The sequence below is a fragment of the Streptomyces spirodelae genome (assembly GCF_017676385.1).
GTDB classification, from domain to species: domain Bacteria; phylum Actinomycetota; class Actinomycetes; order Streptomycetales; family Streptomycetaceae; genus Streptomyces; species Streptomyces spirodelae.
The window spans coordinates 15,610-36,056 of sequence record NZ_JAFFZN010000033.1 but is presented as its reverse complement, the minus strand read 5'-3'; the positions used below and the strand labels follow the sequence as shown (position 1 = coordinate 36,056).

Annotated in this window: 16 protein-coding genes and 1 pseudogene; 10 read left to right on the top strand and 7 right to left on the bottom strand. The window is 69.2% G+C overall.

Annotated elements, in window-relative coordinates:
- Position 1 precedes the first annotated feature (1 nt).
- From JW592_RS28210 to JW592_RS28195, 4 genes are all read right to left on the bottom strand, one after another.
- The gene (locus JW592_RS28210; protein ID WP_209268070.1) at positions 2-487 is read right to left on the bottom strand and encodes a WXG100 family type VII secretion target; all 486 of its coding nucleotides are present in this window, start codon (positions 485-487) and stop codon (positions 2-4) included.
- A gap of 307 nt (positions 488-794) precedes the next feature.
- Positions 795-3,137: a PPE domain-containing protein gene (locus tag JW592_RS28205; RefSeq protein ID WP_209268069.1), complete on the bottom strand. Its 2,343-nt coding sequence runs from the start codon at positions 3,135-3,137 to the stop codon at positions 795-797.
- A gap of 11 nt (positions 3,138-3,148) precedes the next feature.
- The gene (locus JW592_RS28200) at positions 3,149-3,622 is read right to left on the bottom strand and encodes a WXG100 family type VII secretion target (RefSeq protein ID WP_209268068.1); all 474 of its coding nucleotides are present in this window, start codon (positions 3,620-3,622) and stop codon (positions 3,149-3,151) included.
- 385 nt (positions 3,623-4,007) lie between these two features.
- Entirely contained in the window at positions 4,008-5,216 is a 1,209-nt protein-coding gene (locus JW592_RS28195; protein WP_209268067.1) for an NAD(P)-binding protein, read from the bottom strand.
- Between the two features lie 244 nt (positions 5,217-5,460).
- Here JW592_RS28195 and JW592_RS28190 point away from each other — a divergent pair, with 244 nt between their 5' ends.
- From JW592_RS28190 to JW592_RS28175, 4 genes are all read left to right on the top strand, one after another.
- Positions 5,461-6,258 carry an Fpg/Nei family DNA glycosylase gene (locus JW592_RS28190; RefSeq protein ID WP_209268066.1) on the top strand — a complete coding sequence of 266 codons (798 nt, stop codon included), beginning with the start codon at positions 5,461-5,463 and terminating at the stop codon, positions 6,256-6,258.
- Between the two features lie 245 nt (positions 6,259-6,503).
- A complete protein-coding gene (locus JW592_RS28185) occupies positions 6,504-7,601 on the top strand; it encodes a hypothetical protein (protein ID WP_209268065.1) in 1,098 nt (365 codons plus the stop codon).
- A gap of 140 nt (positions 7,602-7,741) precedes the next feature.
- A complete protein-coding gene (locus tag JW592_RS28180; protein WP_209268064.1) occupies positions 7,742-8,515 on the top strand; it encodes an FG-GAP repeat domain-containing protein in 774 nt (257 codons plus the stop codon).
- Positions 8,516-8,701: 186 nt separating this feature from the next.
- Positions 8,702-9,778: a type II toxin-antitoxin system prevent-host-death family antitoxin gene (locus JW592_RS28175; RefSeq protein WP_209268063.1), complete on the top strand. Its 1,077-nt coding sequence runs from the start codon at positions 8,702-8,704 to the stop codon at positions 9,776-9,778.
- Positions 9,779-9,859: 81 nt separating this feature from the next.
- Here JW592_RS28175 and JW592_RS28170 read toward each other — a convergent pair whose 3' ends face one another.
- Positions 9,860-10,396 carry a DUF2231 domain-containing protein gene (locus JW592_RS28170; RefSeq protein WP_209268062.1) on the bottom strand — a complete coding sequence of 179 codons (537 nt, stop codon included), beginning with the start codon at positions 10,394-10,396 and terminating at the stop codon, positions 9,860-9,862.
- Positions 10,397-10,977: 581 nt separating this feature from the next.
- Between JW592_RS28170 and JW592_RS33010 the strand changes: the two genes are divergently transcribed.
- The 5 genes from JW592_RS33010 (at position 10,978) to JW592_RS28140 (ending at position 17,251) form a co-directional block, all read left to right on the top strand.
- Entirely contained in the window at positions 10,978-12,720 is a 1,743-nt protein-coding gene (locus JW592_RS33010) for a xanthine dehydrogenase small subunit (protein WP_229376994.1), read from the top strand.
- Positions 12,717-15,107, top strand: a complete 2,391-nt coding sequence (gene xdhB / locus JW592_RS28155; protein WP_209268061.1) for a xanthine dehydrogenase molybdopterin binding subunit — start codon at positions 12,717-12,719, stop codon at positions 15,105-15,107. Before JW592_RS33010 ends, xdhB begins: the two co-directional genes overlap by 4 nt.
- A gap of 1 nt (position 15,108) precedes the next feature.
- On the top strand, positions 15,109-15,918 hold the full coding sequence (xdhC, locus tag JW592_RS28150) for a xanthine dehydrogenase accessory protein XdhC (protein WP_209268060.1): 810 nt from the start codon (positions 15,109-15,111) through the stop codon (positions 15,916-15,918).
- A gap of 73 nt (positions 15,919-15,991) precedes the next feature.
- Positions 15,992-16,495 (top strand): nucleoside deaminase, encoded by a 504-nt coding sequence (locus tag JW592_RS28145; protein ID WP_209268059.1) that lies wholly within the window; start codon positions 15,992-15,994, stop codon positions 16,493-16,495.
- Between the two features lie 270 nt (positions 16,496-16,765).
- Positions 16,766-17,251, top strand: a complete 486-nt coding sequence (locus tag JW592_RS28140; protein ID WP_209268058.1) for an MSMEG_6728 family protein — start codon at positions 16,766-16,768, stop codon at positions 17,249-17,251.
- A gap of 152 nt (positions 17,252-17,403) precedes the next feature.
- Here the strand turns inward: JW592_RS28140 and JW592_RS28135 are convergent.
- Positions 17,404-17,588 (bottom strand): annotated as a pseudogene (locus JW592_RS28135) (dihydrofolate reductase family protein); the annotation flags it as partial.
- A 440-nt stretch (positions 17,589-18,028) separates the two neighbouring features.
- Entirely contained in the window at positions 18,029-18,967 is a 939-nt protein-coding gene (locus JW592_RS28130) for an AraC family transcriptional regulator (RefSeq protein WP_209268057.1), read from the bottom strand.
- An 81-nt stretch (positions 18,968-19,048) separates the two neighbouring features.
- Here JW592_RS28130 and JW592_RS28125 point away from each other — a divergent pair, with 81 nt between their 5' ends.
- The gene (locus JW592_RS28125; RefSeq protein ID WP_307805576.1) at positions 19,049-19,888 is read left to right on the top strand and encodes an NAD(P)H-binding protein; all 840 of its coding nucleotides are present in this window, start codon (positions 19,049-19,051) and stop codon (positions 19,886-19,888) included.
- Positions 19,889-20,447 lie beyond the last annotated feature (559 nt).

The window sequence follows — 20,447 nt, the reverse complement described above, 5'->3', positions numbered from 1 at the left end:
CTCAGGAGTTCGGCGTGGTCGTCGGTGCCGACGGCGGCACCGGAGGCCCGTACACCGGCTTGTCCGTCAGGTTCGGATCCAGCAGGGGCGAGTACGTCGACAGGCCGGGCCTCTGCAGCCCGGGAGCGAGGGGGAAGGCCGGGTTCGTCGGGTTGAGCAGGTAGTTGTCGGGCAGCAGCGGGTTGTCCTTGGCGCGCTTGTCCCGCTCGATCTTCTCGACCTGCTCCTTGGTCCAGGCGTCCGTCGCCTTGAAGCTCTTCGCGCAGTCGTTGAGGGTCTTGGCCACGGCCGCGTACCTCTTCCTCACGTACGCCATCTGGCCGCGCCACATCTTCTGGAACTGCTTGAACGCCTCGTCGCTGGCGAAGCCCTTCATGGAGCCGGGAACCTGCTCCGTCTCCCGCATCGCGACGTTGTCCACCTTCTGGAAGGCGGTGCCGGCTGTCTCCACCTTCTCGGCGTAGGAGCGCAGGAGGTCATCGGTCACCTGCAGCCACTTTCCGTCTCCCTTCCCGCCGCCCCCCTGGTCTCCCGCACCGTTCAACTGCGTCGAAGTCGACTGCCTGGTACGGGCGTCGGCCACCAGCCCCGCCCACTCCTGCCGGAAAGACATGAATCCCCGCTTTCGTCGGTGAACATCTCCGACCTGCAAAGGAACTTACAAGAGAAGTACCGGTGTTGTCTTCAGATAACCGACGAAATGGGGCGTTTCTCCCGTTCCCGTAACGGGACGGTGAAGAAAGCGCGACCACGGGGAGAAGGGCGGCGAGGAAGCCGGACCGGGAACTGTCGCGCTATGAGTCGGGACGGTCCACGGGAAGGCTTTTGACCTGGTCGATGGAGTCCAGAAAGGGTGCTGTACGTCCCACCCTGGTGACGGCCTCGTTGTAGCCCTCCTTGGAGTAGATCTCCGCCCAGGTGTTGGAGGTGTCGACGTTGTAGGTCTTCTCGATGGCTTCGAGGATGGCCTCGTTCTGCTGGATGTCGCGCTTCTGGGCGCGGTCGTATATCTGGGAGGCGACGTCAGCCTTGTCGATGCTCTCGCTGCGGGAGATCATCGCGTCGATGTCGTAAGCTGCGGCCCCCTCGCCGCCCGTGACGATGGTGCCCAGGGCCGCGCCACCCACGGGGCTCATCCATTTGACCGTCGCGGGGATCACCGCGGTGGCGAAGCCGGTGTTGCTCCACAGGCGTGCGCTCAGCGTCGAGCTCTCGAACTGCGCGTCCCGCACGACCGCGGGCCCGATCAGGGCTTCCTGGCGTCCGATGGCCAGGGTTCCTGAGGTCTCTCCGGAGGCGCGGAGGATTTCCTGCACGGTCTCCTTGGGGCTGGCGTCGTACTTCTGGCCGGCGGGCAGGTCGCCGGCCAGGTGGTGTTCCAGCGTCTCGGCTGTGTAGAGCTTCTGGGCCTGGGTCAGTGCCGCGTTCGCGTCCGGGTCCTGGCCCAGCCGGAGCATGAACCGGGTCGCGTCGACGTGGTTCATATCGGCCTGCGCGCCCTGCAGGGGGAAGAGCTTGGTGTCCTCGGAGCCGTCCTTCATGGCGCGGAAGAAGTCCGGCGTGTACTCGGCCGCGGCCCGCCCCAGTGGCGAGTGCATTCCGGCCTCCAGCTTGATGTGGTCGTCCTTGGACGCCACGCCCTTGACCAGCTCCGACATGACGTGCGCCTGGTCCTTGGTGTGGTTCGGCGGGTGCGCCAGCGGGGCGTCCCACTCGTGCCCGGTCGTCGCCGCGGTCAGCGCGTGGGCGAGCGACTGGTGCCCGCCCTTGACGTCCTTGAGCTTGCCCTCGTCCGCTATCTCGCCGTCGGCCGGCCAGTCGCGTTCCCTGGTGAGGTAGTCGAAGTGGTCCTCGTCCTTGAAGAACTCGGTGGACGCGTCCGGGTTGTGGTTGAGCGCCTCCATGAGGCCGGTGACCGGGTCCTCGCCCGCGTCGTTCTTCGCGCCGAAATTGAGGAACGCGGAGTCGGAGAGGCCGCCGCTGATCCACTTGCTCGGCGGGTCGTTCTTCATGTTGTGGACGGCTTTTTCCTGGTCCTTGTCCAGGAGCTTGTCGCCGTAGCTGTTGAGGAAGTTCGAATCCCACTTCCCCGTGCGCATGAGATTGCTGAGCACCTGCGCGTTGTAGGGGCCCTGGGACGCGTACGGCTTGCCCTTCGCCTCGTCGGCGTGGATACGGTCCATGCTGATGTCCAGCATGTCCTTCTTCCACTGCGTCATCTCGGGTGAGTTGGAGTTGCTGGCCAGGCCCATCACGACCCCCAGGTTGTCCTGGAGCGCGGCGCGCCTGGCGGCCTCGCCCTTGGTCCAGTCCACCCTGACGGAGCCCGACGGGCCGCGATCCTCGGTCCTGGGCTTGGCCATGTTGTACCAGAAGTCGATCGAGCCCTTGGGGCCCATGCCGAGCGTGAACTGCTCGGCGAAGTCGGCGTTCTTGGCGTTCTTGGCCAGCAGGCCGTTGAGCCTCGACAGCTCCTTCTCGCTCATCTCGGGGCCCTTGTCCTGGGCCAGTTTCAACGCGGCGTCGACGTCTTCCTTGGTTTCCTTGTCGACGTCCTTGAGGTGTGCCGCGATGTCGTCGTTGAAGCCCTTGCCTTCCGGGTCGATCTGCAGAGCCGTCTTGAGCCGCTTGTCGGCGATGGCGGCGTTCTCCAGGATTTCCCGGATGCGGTTGTTGTAGCTGACGATCGTCTCGTGGTACGCCTTCTGCTGGCCGGGAGTCACCGGCTTGCCGTCGGGCGACTGCAGATAGACGACCCCTTCCTCGGGGTTGACCTTGAGCCAGCTCTCGCTGCCGTCCGGGAGCTTGGCGGAGACCGCCTTCTCGATCCTCTTGAGGTCTTCCTGCGCGCCCTCGAACGCCTTGAGGGCCTCCGACATCACGGTGCCGATGTTCTCGGCCTCGCCCGCGGCCTCGGTCATCTGGCTGCGGATGTGCCGGAACTTCTTGAACGCGGCCTCGGCGGCGTCACCCTTCCAGTCGGAGGACTCCAGTGGCCCTGACACGGTGCGGTTGAAACTGGTGATGGACTTCCGCAACTCCTCGGGGAGCTTTCCCCATTCGCGCACCGCCTCGCGCAGCGGGCCGAGGTTGACGTTGCGGACGTCCGAGTAGGCGAGGGACGGCGTGGGCGACATCGAATACTCCCCTAGGACTTCGGCTCAGCAGTAGGCACCGTCGGCGCGTACGGCCCGTAGACGGGCTTGTCCGTGCCCTGTGGGTTCAACAGCGACGGGCCGGGGTCCTGGGTGAGCGGGAAGTCCGTCCGGGCGCGGTCGAGCAGGTAGGGGTTGTTCGGCTTCAGCAGATCACCCGGCTTTGCCGGGACGTCCTTGTCCGGCACGGCCTTCTCCAACTCCCTGCGCCGCTCCTCGTCGGTCATCGTGAAGACCTTCTCGACGGAGGTCAGGGCCTTGGCGACACCGGAGTAGAGGCTCCCCAGATATTTCATCTGGTCGCGCCACAACTCCTGGAAGTCCTTGAACGCCTCGTCGCTGGCGAAGCCCTTCATGGAGCCGGGAACCTGCTCCGTCTCCCGCATGGCGGCGTTGTCCGCCTTGGCGAACGCCTCGCTCACTTCTTTCGCCTTGCCGGCGTGTGACTTCAGGACGTCCTTCGTCACATGGAGTATCTTGCCGTCGCCCTTGCCTCCGGGTCCGCCGGAACCTCCTGGGGAGTCCCCGGCGCCGTTCAACCGCATCGAAGTCGACTGCCTGGCGCGCGCATCGGCCACCAGTCCTGCCCATTCCTGTGCGAAAGACATGCATCCCCGCTTTCGTCGGTGAACATCGCCGACCCTCCAGGAAACTTACAAGAGAAGAGGACGTGCGTCTCCCAAGAAGCCGTTAAGAGCGGGGAGTTGGGCCTTGAGCGCGGTTGCGGAACGTTGTGGCGCGTCGCGGAATGTCATCGCCTGTCGCAGCGCGTCGCCGTACGTCGCGGAATGTCATCGCCCGTCAGGGTGTGCAGCCGTGTTTCGCTGCGTGTCGCTCATGTGTCACCGCGCGTCACCGTGCGTCGTGGAACGTCGTGGTTCGCTGTGGGCTTCCGTCGCACCGGCCCAGTGCCCGCTCCACCGCTTCGATCGCACTGTTGAACGAGACCTCGCTCAGCACGCCCGGCGCCGCCACCTGGTCGCCCACGAGATAGCGGCCCTCGCCGCGGTCGACGGCGGGGCGGTCGCGCCAGGAGGTGCCGGGGACGTCCACCGCGCCCGTCCGGCCGTCCGCCGTCGCCTCCGTACGGTGCAGGACCCGCTCCCGCCACCCGGGGAAACCGAGGTCGAGCAGGTGTTCCCCGCGGGTGAGCGCCGCGGCCCGTGGCTCGTCGGGTGCCAGCGGGAACTGGGCCTGGACCAGCGACTGTCCGGCCGGTGCCAGCGAGGCGTCAGTCGCCGTGAACCGTTCGATCCACCCCGGAGCGTCCAGATCGGAGACCACGAAGGCGTCACCCCTGCGGGCCTCCAGCGCCAGATCCAGCAGCGCCGTCCGCCCGCCGGGCCAGCTCAGCCCGGGGTCGTCCAGCAGCGCCCGGGCCGCTGCCAGCGAAGTGGCCACCACGACGGGGCCGCGCCGGGCCGCCTCCTCCAGCGCGTCGGCGTCCACCCGCGTCCCCGGTTCGATCCGTACGCCCATCTCGCGCGCCCGTGTGGCCATCCGCTCCACCAGGCCCGACCAGCCGCCGCGCGGATAGTGCGCCTCGGGCGGCAGCTTCGTGGCGCGCCGCATCCGCTCGTGTGTGAACGCCGCCGACAGCTCGCCCGGCGCGTGGTGGAAGGTGGCGACGGCCGTGAAGTTCGCCGCTGCCCGCGCCGTCTCCTCCCCCAACTGTCCGGTGGCCCACTCCAGATAGGGCACCCCGACGGGCGCTCCGCGCCTGCGCCGCAGCCGCAGCAGCCCGGCCGGCGGGGTGCGGCGCAGGGCTCCCCCGTGGTGGTAGCGCACCCGCAGCCCCTCTGCGGCCGGCACCCTGGCCATCGGCGGCAGCAGCCCCCGCTGCTTGAGCCAGCGCCAGTGCGGTCCGCCGTTGTAGAGCGCGTGCGGCCCCTCGTTCGTCCGGTACGGCCCGTCCGCGGTGCGCGCCCTCCCTCCGAGCGTTCCGCGTGCCTCGTACAGCGTGACCTCGGCACCCGACTCGGCCGCGGCAAGCGCTGCCGTCAATCCGCCGAAGCCGCCACCGACGACGGTGAGGTGAGTGAGGTGAGTGGTGCGCACCATGGGAGCCTCCAGCTTCCGCGACCTGCCCGCTTGCGTGCCTACGCCCCTGCGACGGACGAGGACCCCGGGGATGTGACATCGCCCGGGTGCGGCCCTCGCCCACATGCGGCGTGCGCTTGGCGCTCGTACGGTGGGGGAGAGGCGGGCGCGTGGCCGAAAGAGGCGCAAGAGCCGGAGGGGGAAGGACCGGGAGAGGCAAGGCAGAGCCGGAACAAGCGGAAGAGCCGGAGGAGGTGCGGTTGTCATGCCGGAACTCCCCGACGTGGAGGGCTTCCGCCGGGTCCTCGCCGACTGTGCGCAAGGCCGGACGATCCAGCACGTCGAGGTGCGCGACGCGGGCGTCCTGCACGGCATCAGCGCACGGCGGCTCAGCCACGACCTGGAAGGTCGGAAGTTCACCGAGCCCGAACGGCACGGCAAATGGCTCCTCGCACACACCGGCGGCCCGACCCTCCTGCTGCACTTCGGCATGACCGGCCGCCTCGTGTGCGCGTCCGCCGACGACGAGCCGCACCGCCACGACCGCGTGCTGTTCACCCTCGGCCCCGAGCGCCAGCTGCGCTACCGTGACCAGCGCAAACTCAAGGGCCTGTGGCTCGTCGACGACCCCGAGGCGGCCCGTCGTCTCGACGGGCAGGGCCCCGACGCGCTCACCGTCTCGCGCGCCGACTTCGACGCGGCCCTCACCGGGCACCGCGGCCGCCTCAAGGCAGCCCTCACCGACCAGTCGCTGCTCGCCGGGCTCGGCAACCTGCTGGCCGATGAGATCCTGTGGCAGTCCCGACTGCACCCCTCCCGCACCACCGGTTCCCTCACCGACGACGAGCGGGCCACCCTCCACCGCACGATGGGCCGGGTACTGCGCACCTCCGTACGCGCCGAGCACGTACCGCCCCGCGACAACTGGCTGACCGGCCACCGTGACGCTCCCGGGCGAGCCCCCTGCCCGCGCTGCGGCACCGGGCTGCGCTCGGCCCGGGTCGCGGGCCGCACCACGGTGTGGTGTCCGCACTGCCAGCAGGAGCCGTCGTCGTCCCGCTGACCTGGCCCTGGCGGCGACGGAAGGCATGAATAGCCCTCAAGGCCCAAGGCGGTACCTCTTTCGCCTTAACCAGGTGGTCCGCCGTGGTCGCCGATGGTTGTTCCGCGTGAATAGTCGTAAGAATCGGCGTTATGAGCGGCCACAGCAATGCACAGGCGGGTGACGGAGAACATGGCCCGGGGGACGGAAATCCCGAGCGAAGCCACGGAAAGAATTCCGGCCAGGAGCCCGACGAGGAACCCGGGATGGAACCCGGTCAGGAATCCGGGCAAGACAGTGCGGAGCAGTGCTCGCCGACGGAACACGGACCCTGGGAGCTCCGGCAGGTCCTCCTCGCGCGTACGAACGAACTCCACGCCCTGCTGGAGGACCGGTGGCGCGCACAAGACAGGGACCACAAGCGCAAAGACCTGCTCGACAAGGCGAAGGAAGAGCTGAGAAGCGCCCGCCGCGTACTGTCCCACGCCCACAAGAGAAGAAAGGCCGCTTCGCACATCGCGGTGGGGCAGGTACACGTCGACACCGCGCACAATCTCCTGCTGCGGCTCTCCGAACCGAAGGAGATCGTGGCGATGATGCCGGGCGTGCTCGCCTCCGTACGCGAGGTGCTGCCCGCCGACGATCCCCGGCGCGCCGTCGTCGAGAGAATCGCCAAGTCACCGTCGAAGATCACGGAAGCCGAGCGCGAGTCGATCCTCGATGCGGTGAGTGTCGCCCGGCAGGTACGTATCGAGAAGACGCTTCGGATCAGGAGTTTCGTCAATATCGTGCGGTGGGTCTCGGGGGGTCTCGCGCTCGGCGCGGTCCTGGTGGCCATTCTGGGCTGGTTCTTCGACAACACCGTGCCGCTGTGCTTTTCCCCCGACCGTGTCTCGGGCGCCGACACGTACCAGGTCGTCTGCCCCACGCGCTCGGAGCCGGAGGCCAGGGCCGAAGACGTCGACGCGAGCCTCGCGGGAACCACGTCCCCGGCGGACTACTTGACCATCGAATTCGTGGGACTCGTGGCTGCCGGGATCGCGGCGGCGGCCACCATCAGACGTATCGGGGGAACCGCCGAACCGTACAATGTGCCATTCTCCCTCGCCCTGCTGAAACTCCCCATGGGCGCGCTGACCGCCGTACTCGGTCTGCTCCTGATGCGCGGCGGATTCGTGCCGGGGCTGACCGCGCTGGACTCCTCCGCGCAAATCATCTCTTGGGCCGTCATCTTCGGCTACGCCCAACAGATCTTCACCAGACTCGTCGACACCCAGGCCCAGAACGTGCTCGCGGCGGCCAGCGGCTCCGGCGCGGCCACCGCATCGCGCCCCGCGCCCAAACCACGCCCACAGCCGGACTGACGCCAGCCACCCTTCGGCACGCTCTTTCCGGCTGTCCGAACCTGCCCGAATGTCACGGTCCCGTCACACGGCGATCCGGCGTGAACTCCCGCCCCGCTACCTGCATCACACCTCGCAGCAACGACGGAAGGGAACGCAACATGCTTCGCACACGCTCACGTTGGATCGCCGCTCCGCTGGCTGCGGCAGCCCTGACCCTGTCCTACGCCGGCTACCAGGCCGCGGCGGCCGAACCGGCCCCCGCGGGCGCCGCGGCCCGGTCCGCCCACGCGCCGGTCCCCGCCGACGCGGCCGACGCGGCCGACGCACCGGTCCCGTGCCTGGCCGACTCCACCACGCTGATCGGCGACCTGGACGGCGACGGCCACCCGGACAGGATCACCAACCCCGGGCACACCGGCACCGAGATGACCATCCAGTGGGGCACCGCCGACGGCACGTTCGGTGAGAAGACCGCCGTCAGGGACCTGCTCGGCGCGAAGAAGGGCGAGGACGCCACCGCCGCGGTCGCCGACTTCGACAACGACGGCACCCTGGACATGGTCGTCAACATCGTCGAGCCCTCCGGCGGGGACGACCCCTCCACGGCACGCCTCGCGGAATACCGCCCGGGCCCCCTGAACCGGACGGACCTGGGCTCCGCCGACGCGGTCCACTCCGACATCGGAGACCTCGGCGAGGTCCGGCAGCTCAGCATCGCCCGCTACAACGACGACGCGTACCCGGACCTCGCGGTCCTCAACAACGCCGGTGACGGCCAGATGGACCGGGACGTACGGCTGTCCCAGCCGGGCGGCGGCCTGGGCGACTTCGACCGCGAGGCCAAGCAGAAGTACGGCGAGTACGGCACCTGGGCCGAACCGCCGGCCATGCCCGCCGACGGCTGGCAGCACTTCTACAACACCTGCTCCTGACCCCACCCCACCGCGCAACGGCCCCGCGCCCCGCCAGGGGCGCGGGGAACGGCACGAGCCGCCCCCGGGGGGCACCTCCGGCCGAAGGCAGGGGGGAACCCGCAGCTTGCAACGGACAGGCGGGAGTACCGGGGGCGCTCCCTCGCCGGGACAAGACGGGCGGTGCGGCCGGTAACGTCCGGGCGCATGGAGAGGGTTGAACTGAGCGAGGTCATGGCGGAGTTCGCTCGTCTGGTCGGGCGGGTCGAGGAGACGGGTGAGCGGGTGAGCGTCACCGACGGTGGTGAGCCGGTCGGGGTGCTGCTCGCGGCGGCCGAGTTGGCCGAGCTGGAGCACTTCGGGCAGCGGATTCACGAGGGTCCGAGACCTTGGTCGGAAGCAGGGCGGAAGGGCCCGCTCGGACCGGAGCGGCAGGGCCCGTACACCCGGTACGCACATGTCGACGGGGTGCGGATGACATTCACCCGGGACCGCGCGGTCGTGGCCGAGCTGCGGTCCCTGGCCGAACTGGACTGGCTGGAGCGCAAGGCGGGTCTCGGCCGCCAGAGCTATCTCGATCCGAAGCAGGCGGCCGCGTTCGAGGAGTTCCTCGCCCGACAGCCACCGGTCGCGGACGGCATAGCCTGGATCGCCGACAGCTGGATGGAACAGGAGCCCTTCAGGGTCCTCGAATTCATCAAGGGCCCGGCCCCCGAGGAGGTGGCCCTCGGCTTCGGGGCCGATGCTCAGGACGTCGCAGACGGGCTGCTGCTGCACCAAGTATGGGAACGTGACGCGCGCGAACGTACTGACGACGCCTTCGAGGTGCTCGTGTTCGGGGAAGCAGCGGGGTGGACGTGGCTGGGGTACCACGAGTTCGTCGGCGCGTTCTCCCGCTCGCTCGACCCGCCCCCTGCGCAGCGGATCACCCTGACCGCGACCTCGGCCAAGGCCATCTACGACTTCAGCTACAGCAAGGACGGGGAGTACCAGAACCCCTTCCCGGTCGAGGACGGCGCCGAGGAACGGCGGGACATGTACGAGCTCATCTGGTACACCCCGGGTGAGACACCGTTCGCCCCGGACGCACCGTTGTCCTTCCTCAACCCGCACATCCGCCGCGCGGAAGAACACACGGACTGGACGGGCGGCATCCCGCTGTTCTTCGCCGGACTGGAACGGGCCTTCGGGCTCTCCCTGCCCCGCGACGAGATCACCTCCGGCCGCGTACGCTGCGCCCGCCCCGCCCGCCCTGCTCGCCCCGCCCGCCCTGCTCGCCGCTGACTCGATGAGGCCCTGACCGCGTCACCTGGACCGAGCAGCGGAATTCTCCGGACCGGGCAGCAGGCCGATCGTGCGTTCGGGTTACGCCGCTCGGTCGCTGCGGCTACGCGTCCGGTGCAGGCCGACCACGTCGCCGTTCTGCACGGTGAGCTCGTCGCGCTCCTGGGCCGGCGTGAGACGGATACCGATGTGGTAGTCCTGCACCAGCTGCCAGCCGAGGAAGCCCGCGCCGAGGGTGCAGGCCACCCCCGCCGAGGACAGGCCCAGCCCCAGCGCCACGCCGGTGGCGGGGCCGTTCCAGTGCGTGACGTACATCCCGAGGCTGATGGCGAAGAGGGCGAGTGCAACGACGTTGAGCCCCCCATGAGTCATGCCGACGGTCCTGGCCCCCGAATCGCGCGGGATACCGAAGGCATAGTCCACGAACCCGGGCAGAGCGGCGAGCAGCGCACTGCCGACACCGACGACGTTCAGCGCGATGGCCAGATTGAGCCAGAACTGGTCCCCGTTCGCCGCGTATACGGCGAAGCCCACCAGGGTGCCGGTGTAGCAGGTGACCGGGAAGCCGATCAGCATCGGGTGAACGGGATGACCGGCGATCGTGACTTTGCTGTACATGACACCTCCAGGCGCCCCCTCGGCCGCACGTCTCGTCTTCCAGCGTCACGCCGCTCCCGGAATCCGCAAACGGAGGCTGACGACAGGTCCGCGACGGCCTGCCTGTCGTCCGCGGCGGATGGGGGATGCCGGCGCCGACGTCGGAAAGGGCTCTGCCGCCCTGGCATTTGTAGGATGCGCCAACGCCTGTGCGGGCGCCCGATCCGTTTTCATAGCTTCCTATAGACCATTACAGGGCTCCGGTGCGCGGTCTTGACCGAGGGAACTGCGGAACTTAGCTTCAAACGCACCGGCTCGCGATCTGACGGAAGGAGGCGAAGTCGGATGTCGACCTTCTCCGACCTGCATCGCCTCGTTCGGCGGGCCGCCTGGATTCCGGGGCGTGTGGCCCACGGCTGCTGAGCAGCCCCTCTCCGGCGCACCGAGTGCGGCGCCGACGCATCCCGAATTCTTTCCGCCTGTTGCACATCGTTGCCTGCCGAATTGCGCTCCGGTTTCTCAGGCCGCGCCACCGAAAGAGAAAGTGCCGAAATGGCGACTGGAATAGTCACGACGACCGCGCACCGAAATGAGGATGTGCCATGACAGCGGCGCGGATCACGGTCAATGGGAAGGTCACCCCGATTTCCCCGACCGCACCCCACACCACGGTCCTGGATTTTCTGCGTGAGCGTGGTCTCACCGGGAGCAAGGAAGGCTGCGCCGAGGGGGAGTGCGGCGCGTGTTCGATCCTGGTGGCCCGGCCCGGGGTGAGCAAACCGACCGACTGGGTGGCGGTCAACGCCTGCCTGGCTCCGGTCGCGGCCCTCGACGGCCAGGAGATCGTCACCTCGGAGGGTCTCGCCACCGCGGGTGAACCCGGCACGCCGCCCACGCTGCACCCGGTCCAGGAGGAGATGGCCGTCCGCGGCGGCTCCCAATGCGGTTACTGCACACCGGGGTTCGTCTGCAGCATGGCCGCCGAGTACTACCGACCCGACCGCTGCGCGCACGCGGGCTCGCCGGGCGGCGCACCTGCGGCCAATGGCGCACCTGCGACCAATGGTGCCCACGCGGCCAACGGCACCCACACAGCCAACGGCACCCACACAACAGCCAACGGCTCCGACTCCGAGCCCCGCCGGAGCGGCGCCGAGCACGCCCCGGGCGCCGAGCACGGTCCCAACGGCTTCGACCTGCACGCGCTGAGCGGAAACCTGTGCCGCTGCACCGGATACCGCCCGATCCGCGATGCCGCGTTCGCCGTCGGGCAGCCGACCGAGGACGACCCGCTGGCGCAGCGTCGCGAGCAGGCGCCGCCCGAGCCGGTCGCCACCGAGTACACCCGGGACGACAGCGCCTTCCTGCGGCCGGGCACCCTGGCGGAAGCGCTGCGGCTGCTGCGCGAGCGCCCCGAAGCGGTGGTCCTCGCCGGAAGCACCGACTGGGGCGTCGAGGTCAACATCCGCGCGCGTCGGGCCGACTGCGTGGTCGCCATCGACCGGCTGCCCGAACTGCGTGAGCTGCGGGTCGGCCCCGATGCCATTGGTTCAGCCGGCACCGGCCCCACTGCCACCAGCCCCACTGCCATCGGCCCCACTGCCATCGGCCCCACTGCCATCGGCCCCACTGCCACCGGTCCGGGTGCCACCCCCAAGGCCACCGGCCCCACTGCCATCCACTCCGACGTCATCGAGATCGGCGCCGCGCTGACGCTCACCGAGATCGAACGCCGCCTCGACGGACAGGTCCCGCTCCTGGCCGAGCTCTTCCCGCAGTTCGCCTCGCGGCTCATCCGCAACAGCGCGACCCTCGGCGGCAACCTGGGCACCGGATCCCCCATCGGTGACAGCCCGCCGGTGCTGCTCGCGCTGGAGGCGTCCGTGGTGCTCGCCGACGCGGACGGCGAGCGCGAGGTCCCGCTGGCGGACTACTTCACCGGCTACCGGCAGAGCGTGCGCCGCCCCGGCGAGCTGATCCGCTCGGTTCGTATCCCGCTGCCGCTGTCGCCGGTCGTCGGCTTCCACAAGATCGCCAAGCGGCGCTTCGACGACATCTCCAGCGTGGCGGTCGCATACGCCTTCGACATCGTGGACGGGATCGTCCGCAAGGCCCGTATCGGCCTGGGCGGCGTGGCCGCCACCCCGATCCGCGCCCTCGCCGCCGAGGCGGCACTGGAGGGCGAGCCGTGGGCGGCGGAGACCGTCGAGGCCGCCGCCGAGGTGCTGAAGGCCCAGGGCACACCGATGAACGATCACCGTGCCAGCGCCGACTACCGTTCCGCGATGCTCGGCCAGAGCCTGCTGAAGCTGTACGCGCAGACCACCGAGGCGGTGCCGTCATGAGCCATCTGTCCGAGCGTCCCGAAAAGCCCGTCGTCGGCGTCTCCATGCCGCACGAGAGCGCCAACCTGCACGTCACCGGAACCGCGCTCTACACCGACGACCTGGTCCACCGCACCAAGGACGTACTGCACGCCTGTCCGGTCCAGGTCATGAAGGCCCATGGCCGGGTCACCGCGCTGCGCACCGAACCCGCGCTCACCGTGCCCGGCGTGGTCCGGGTGCTCACCGGTGCCGACGTGCCCGGCGTCAACGACGCCGGCATGAAGCACGACGAACCGCTCTTCCCCGACGAGGTCATGTTCCACGGTCACGCGGTCGCCTGGGTGCTCGGCGAGACCCTGGAGGCGGCCCGGCTCGGTGCGGCGGCCGTCGAGGTGGAGCTCGACGAGCAGCCGGCCCTGGTCACACTGCAGGACGCGATCGCGGCGGGCAGCTACCACGGCGCCCGGCCCGTGATGGAGACCGGCGACATCGACGCCGGCTTCGCCGACTCCGCGCACGTGTTCACCGGCGAGTTCCAGTTCTCCGGACAGGAGCACTTCTACCTCGAGACGCACGCCGCGCTGGCCCAGGTCGACGAGAACGGGCAGGTGTTCGTCCAGAGCAGCACCCAGCACCCGTCGGAGACGCAGGAAATCGTCGCGCACGTGCTGGGGCTGCACAGCCACGAGGTGACCGTGCAGTGCCTGCGGATGGGCGGCGGCTTCGGCGGCAAGGAGATGCAGCCGCACGGGTTCGCGGCTGTCGCGGCGCTGGGCGCCAAGCTGACCGGCCGGCCGGTGCGGATGCGGCTCAACCGGACGCAGGATCTGACCATGTCGGGCAAGCGCCACGGATTCCACGCCAAGTGGAAGATCGGCTTCGACGCCGAAGGCCGTATCCAGGCCCTGGAGGCCACCCTGACCGCGGACGGCGGCTGGAGCCTCGACCTGTCCGAGCCGGTGCTGGCCCGCGCGCTGTGCCACATCGACAACACCTACTGGATTCCCAACGCGCGCGTCGCCGGCCGTATCGCCAAGACCAACACGGTCTCCAACACTGCCTTCCGCGGCTTCGGCGGACCGCAGGGCATGCTGGTGATCGAGGACATCCTGGGCCGCTGCGCCCCTCGGCTCGGTCTGGACCCCATGGAGCTGCGCGAACGCAATTTCTACCAGCCCGGCCAAGGCCAGACGACGCCGTACGGACAGCCCGTCACCCACGCCGAACGGATCTCCACCGTCTGGCAGCAGGTACGGGACGGCGCCGGAATCGCCGACCGCAAGCGCGAGATCGCCGCCTTCAACGCCGCGCACCCGCACACCAAGCGGGCGCTCGCGCTCACCGGCGTCAAGTTCGGGATCTCGTTCAACCTCACCGCCTTCAACCAGGGTGGCGCGCTGGTGCTGATCTACAAGGACGGCTCGGTCCTGATCAACCACGGCGGTACGGAGATGGGCCAGGGCCTGCACACCAAGATGCTGCAGGTGGCCGCGACCACGCTGGGCATCCCGCTGCACAAGGTCAGGCTGGCCCCGACGCGTACCGACAAGGTGCCCAACACCTCCGCCACCGCCGCCAGTTCCGGCGCCGACCTCAACGGCGGGGCGATCAAGAACGCCTGTGAGCAGCTGCGTGAGCGGCTGCTGCAGGTGGCCGCCTCCCAGCTGGGCGCGAACGCCTCGGACGTACGCATCGTCGAGGGCGTCGCGCGCGCCCTGGGCAACGACGAGGAGCTGGCCTGGGACGACCTGGTACGTACCGCGTACTTCCAGCGGGTCCAGCTGTCGGCGGCCGGCTACTACCGGACCGAGGGCCTGCACTGGGACGCGAAGACGTTCCGCGGCTCGCCGTTCAAGTACTTCGCGCACGGCGCCGCCGCGACCGAGGTGGAGGTCGACGGCTTCACCGGCGCGTACCGCATCCGCCGGGTGGACATCGTGCACGACGTCGGCGACAGCCTCTCCCCGATGATCGACATCGGTCAGGTCGAGGGCGGCTTCGTGCAGGGCGCCGGCTGGCTGACGCTGGAGGATCTGCGCTGGGACACCGGCGACGGGCCCAACCGCGGCCGGCTGCAGACCCAGGCGGCGAGCACGTACAAGCTGCCGAGCTTTTCGGAGATGCCCGAGGAGTTCAACGTCACGCTGCTGGAGAACGCCACCGAGGAGGGTGCCGTCTACGGGTCCAAGGCCGTCGGCGAGCCTCCCCTGATGCTGGCGTTCTCCGTACGGGAGGCGCTGCGGCAGGCCGCGGCAGCGTTCGGGCCCGCCGGAGTCGGCATCGAACTCGCCTCCCCTGCGACACCGGAGGCCGTGTACTGGGCGATCGAAGCCGCCCGCGGTGGCGACACGGGGAACGGCGGCATCGAGACCCCCACCGCAGCAAGCGCCTTGAGCAATGCCTGACATGGCCTGGGTGGCCGCGGTCGCGCGGTTGCGGGCCCGCCGGGAACCCGGCGTGCTCGCGACCGTCGCGACCGTACGCGGCCACGCCCCCCGCAAGGCCGGTGCCAAACTCGTCGTGGGCCGGTCCGAGACGTGGGGTTCGATCGGCGGCGGCAACATCGAGGCCGTCGCGATCGACCGGGCCCGGGAGCTGCTCGGCACGACGGAGCCGGAGCCCGAGCTGATGGACTTCGCCCTCAACGACAAGGTCACCAGCAGGCACGGGGTGCAGTGCTGCGGCGGAGCCGTCAGCGTTCTGCTCGAACCGCTGCCGGTGGTCCCGGCGGTGGCCCTCTTCGGGGTCGGGCACGTCGGCTTCGAGCTGGCCCGCATCCTGGCCCGGCACAACCTCGATCTGCATCTGATCGACAGCCGTACCGAGATGCTCACCGACGAACGGCTCGGCGTGCTCGCGGACGCGGTGGCGCAGATCCACCTGCACCACACACCGCTGCTTCCGGAGGAAGCGCTGGCGGGGCTCGCCCCCGGCACCCATGTCCTGATCATGACCCACGATCACGCCGAGGACGCCGCGCTGTGCGACGCCGCCCTGCGCACCCCCGGTCTCGGCTCGATCGGACTGATCGGCTCCGCCGCCAAATGGGCGCGGTTCCGCAAGCGCCTGGCGACGGAGGGCGGCCACGACGACACCACCATCGACCGGATCAAGACCCCGATCGGCATGCCCGAGATCACCGGTAAGGAACCCGCCACGATCGCGGTGAGCGTCGCGGCTGACCTGCTGCGGACCTTCGAACAGACCCGCCACTGAACGGCGCGGCCCCCCTCACCGCCCGGCCCTCGCACCCTTCCCCCTCCCCCCCCCGCACCGAGAAGGAGCACCCATGACCACCAGCACCCAGGAAACCAGCCTCCACGAGTCCGAGCGCGCCTGGATGGAGCAGGCCATCACGCTGGCCACCACCAGCGCCACCAGCGGCGGCGGCCCCTTCGGCGCCCTGGTCGCCAAGGACGGTCAGGTCGTCGCCGACGCGCACAATCAGGTCACCGCGACCCTGGACCCCAGCGCCCACGCCGAGGTCAACGCGATCCGCGCCGCCTGCAAGGAACTGGGCACCTTCGCCCTCGACGGCTGCACCCTGATCACCTCCTGCGAGCCGTGCCCGATGTGCCTGGCCACCTCCCTGTGGGCGCGCATCGACCGGCTCGTCTTCGCCGCCGACCGACACGACGCCGCGGTGGCCGGGTTCGACGACCGCAAGTTCTACGACCTGTTCGAGAAGAAGCCCTCCTCGCTGTGGCCGATGCAGGTCGAACAGCTGGACCTCCCCAACCGCACAGCGCCGTTCAACGCCTGGGTCGCCAAGTCCGACCGCATCGACTACTGACCTGGCTCGATCCACCGGGTGGTGGTGCCCGCCGGGGCGGGCACCACCGGGCAGCAAGCCGAATCAGCAACGACTGCCCCACCCTCACGGACTTCGTGGACGCCGTCCGTGGGGGCGGCTTCCTCCTGTCGGTCGGCCTGGTGGTGCGGGTCTCCGTCGGGCGTGGTAGTCCTGGGAGGAGGCCGACGACTGGCTCCATTTCGCACCGGCAGGCGCTCCTTCCCTACGAGGAGATCCCTGCCTGGCAGGGGTGACGGCAGGGGTGACGGCATGCAGACTTTCCTGCCCTTCGCCGACTTCAGGTCCTCGGCCATGGTTCTGGACCGTCGACGACTCGGAAAACAGCGGGTCGAAGCCTTGCAGGTCCTGCGTGGTCTCACCGTGCCTGGCTACGGCTGGCGCCACCACCCAGCCGTGCGGATGTGGACGGGCTATGAGGAAGCGCTGGTCCGATACGGCCTGGAAGTCTGCAACTTGTGGCGTGAACAGGGCCACCAGGACCGCTGTGCGCCCACACTGGTTTCCGACCTCCGCGTCTTCCGTCCCGGTACGTCCGTGCGTCACCAGGCACAACTGGCGGCCGCCGGGGAACTGCCGCCATGGCTCGGCGACGATGCCTTCCACCGCAGTCACCGCTCAGCGCTGGTACGCAAGGACCCGGACATCTACGCGCCGCTCTTCCCCGACGTGCCGAATGACCTGCCTTATGTCTGGCCGACCTCGGACCGCTCAGGCGACCCACCTTCCGAGCCCTGAACGCATCGGCCGTAACTCTTCGCGTGCGGTCCAGGCCGGTGAGGCGATAGGCGACGAAGAGCGTCTTCATGTGGCCACCCCGGGTCGGCGCACCCGGCAGCGAAGGTGTGTGACGTCTCGATCGTCGAGCCGTCGAGCCGTCGAACGAGGTCGAGTTCGAATGTCCGACGGCCGTAGATCACCGCGCCGGTCGCCATCGCTTCGCGGAAGACCTGGCCGCTCGGACCGTCGGACTCCCGATCGTCGACCAGTTGAAAAGCCGTCCGCCGTCGCGTCCGAGCCCCTGTCCTGGCCGATCGTCCGGGCCGGCGACGTATCCGTCGAGCGACATCGACATGTACAGCCGATTTTGAGCGACAGCAGGCCGACCCGACTCCGACAGCACCTGGCTCACCGTCTCCTTCGCGATCACCAGGCGGTTTTGCGCGGCCCCGACCTCGCACGACTCGGCCACGAGCCGGTCCACCTCATCCCGCAGCGATTCCACCCGCTTCCGGGCGACGACCGGCTCCCGCTCCTCGACCAAACCCCCTCACCGACGGCACCCACCCAGTACCTCCACAGAAGAAACGACACGACGTGCCATCCCTTCGTTTCTGAAGAGCCGGCCTTACACCTGACCTGCGGAACTAGGCGATCACAACTGGGAAGACAGCGGTTTCTCAGGCTGGAGAGGTCGACAAGGTTCCTCCCGCAGGGTGTGTGAGCACGGCCTGCAGGAGGAAGCGGCGAACCGGATTCTCACCCAGCCATGGCATTCAGCCTCATCAGTGCTGGTCAGTCCCCGGTGCGGTACTGCTGCGGGCTGATGCCGTGCACGCGTTTGAACGCCGTGCTGAATGCGGAGGCGCTCCCGTAGCCCACCTGCCTGGCCACACTCTCAAGGGTGTTTCCACCCGGCTCCCGGAGGAGGCGAGCCGCAATGCTCATGCGCCAGCTGGTGAGATGCTTCATCGGCGGCTCACCCACCAGGTCGATGAACCGGCGGGCGAGCGCTGCCCGGGAGACCCCGACCTCGGCCGCCAGAGCACCGACGGTCCACGGCCGGGCCGGGTCGGAGTGCAGGAGTACAAGAGCGGGGCCGATCACCGGGTCGCTGTGGGCCCAGTACCAGACTGGGGGGTCCTCGCCCGGACGCGCGAACCATGTCCGCAGAACGTCGGCGAGAAGCAGATCCACCAGCCGGTCCAGCACCGCGTCCTGTCCGGGGCCCTGCCGGGCGACCTCGTGGGCGAGCACCTCCCCCAGTGAGGCCGAGTGCCAGGCATCAGCGTTGAGAACCAACAGCGGGGGCAGCACCCGAAGCAGCCCCCAGCCGACCTCGTCGGGCCTTTGGTACTTGCCGATCACCAGGGTCGTCGAGCCGCTCGGGCTGGTGCCCCAGGTCCGCAGCCCCAGTTCCATGTCCTGGCGCAATGCTGCCCCGCCCGGGGTGGTGCGCCGTCTGCCGGGGTGGATGACGACCTGGACCGGTGACTGGGGATGATCGGCGAACGTATAGGGCTCCGGCCCTCTCATCACCGCAACGTCGCCACGGCCGAGCCGCACCGCCTCGCCGCGGTGCGGAATCGCCCATGCCGCACCCCGCACGACCGTCACGACACACACCAGCGCCCCGTCCTGGACCCGAACCGACCACGGCGGATCGAGGATGGACCGCTGCACGAAGGCTCCCCTGGCTCTCAGACCGTCAAGGAGGCTCGCCAGCGGGTCCATGGACAGCAGCTTAGACGCACGAGCACGAACACGCGTTTCTCAACGATGGCCCACCCACGCGTCAAGTCGTTGACTGGCAGCATGAAGAAGCCAATGGAAGACCAACTCACCCTGGTCCTTGCCGGAACCGGCAAGACCGGGCGCCGGATCGTATCCCGACTCCGAGCACGCGGGTGGCCGGTGAGAATCGGTTCCCGAAAGGGTGAACCACCCTTCGATTGGCGGGACCAGGCCACATGGGCGCCCGCCCTGCGCGGAGTCCGATCCGTCTACGTGGCCTACATCCCGGACGCGGCATTCCCGGGCGCCGCAGCCGCAGTCCGTTCGTTCTCCTCCTTGGCGGCCCGCAGCGGCGTGCAGCACCTCGTACTGGTGGCGGATCGCGGCGCGGAGGAGGCCGTGCGCTGTGAGCAGGCCGTGCAGCAGTCCGGCACCGAGTGGACCGTCATCCGCACGGGCTTCATCACACAGAACTTCAGCGAGGACGTGATCGCCGGAGCGATCCGAGCAGGCTTGGTGGCGCTGCCGGTCGGAGGCGTGACGGAGCCCTTTACCGACGCCGAGGACATCGCCGACGTCGCAGTCGCGGCTCTGACGGAACCCGGTCACACCAGCCGCACCTACGACGTGACCGGTCCGCGGCTGATGACCTTCGCGGACGCGGTCGCGGAGATCGCGAACGAGACCAACCGCGAGATCGATTACATGCCCGTCACCACCGAGCGGTTCATCGCCACTCTGATCGACCAGGGCACGCCCGCCCCATTCGCCGCCCAGCTGGCAGACCTCATGGCGGAGGTCTTCGACGGCCGCAGGTCCCACCTCGCCGACGGCGTGCAGCAAGCCCTGGGCCGCGAGCCGCGGGACTTCGCCGACTACGTACGAGAAACCGCTGCCACAGGAGCCTGGAACCCCGGATAGGCGGCAACTGACGGGTATGGGCGACCTTCGTCCAGCGCAGACCGCCGCAGCGGCATGGGGAGATCACGTTGCCTCGCTCGCTCCACTCCTTTCCGGTTGCACGGGGCAACAGGGCGATGCCGACTACTTGCCCACTGCGTCGCCCAGTGAGGTTGCACGGACGTCGTTGGGGCGCCGCCAAGGTGGTTCATCGCGTGGCTGTAGACGGTGCGGTCTTCGGGGCCGGCGAAGGCGAGGGAGCCGCCGAGAAGGGCGACGGGGAGCCTTCTGACGCGGATCTGGTGCAATTCGCTTCGAAGGTCTGGACAATACAAGGGCCCAGGCTGGGGATCACGTCCCTGTCCTGGGCCTGAGTCGTCGGAGCGGGCGACGGGAATCGAACCCCCGCTCTGAGCTTGGGAAGTACCGGAGGTCAAGCGGGGAACCAGGTGCTGACCTGTTGAGACGTGGCTCCCTGGCCATTGCCGGGCAGGTCCTGGAGAGCCGCTGTTGACCGTGAATCGCCGCCCTGACGGGCACGCATCGGGCACGGCGGCCGACGGTGCTGAGCTCCGCGTTC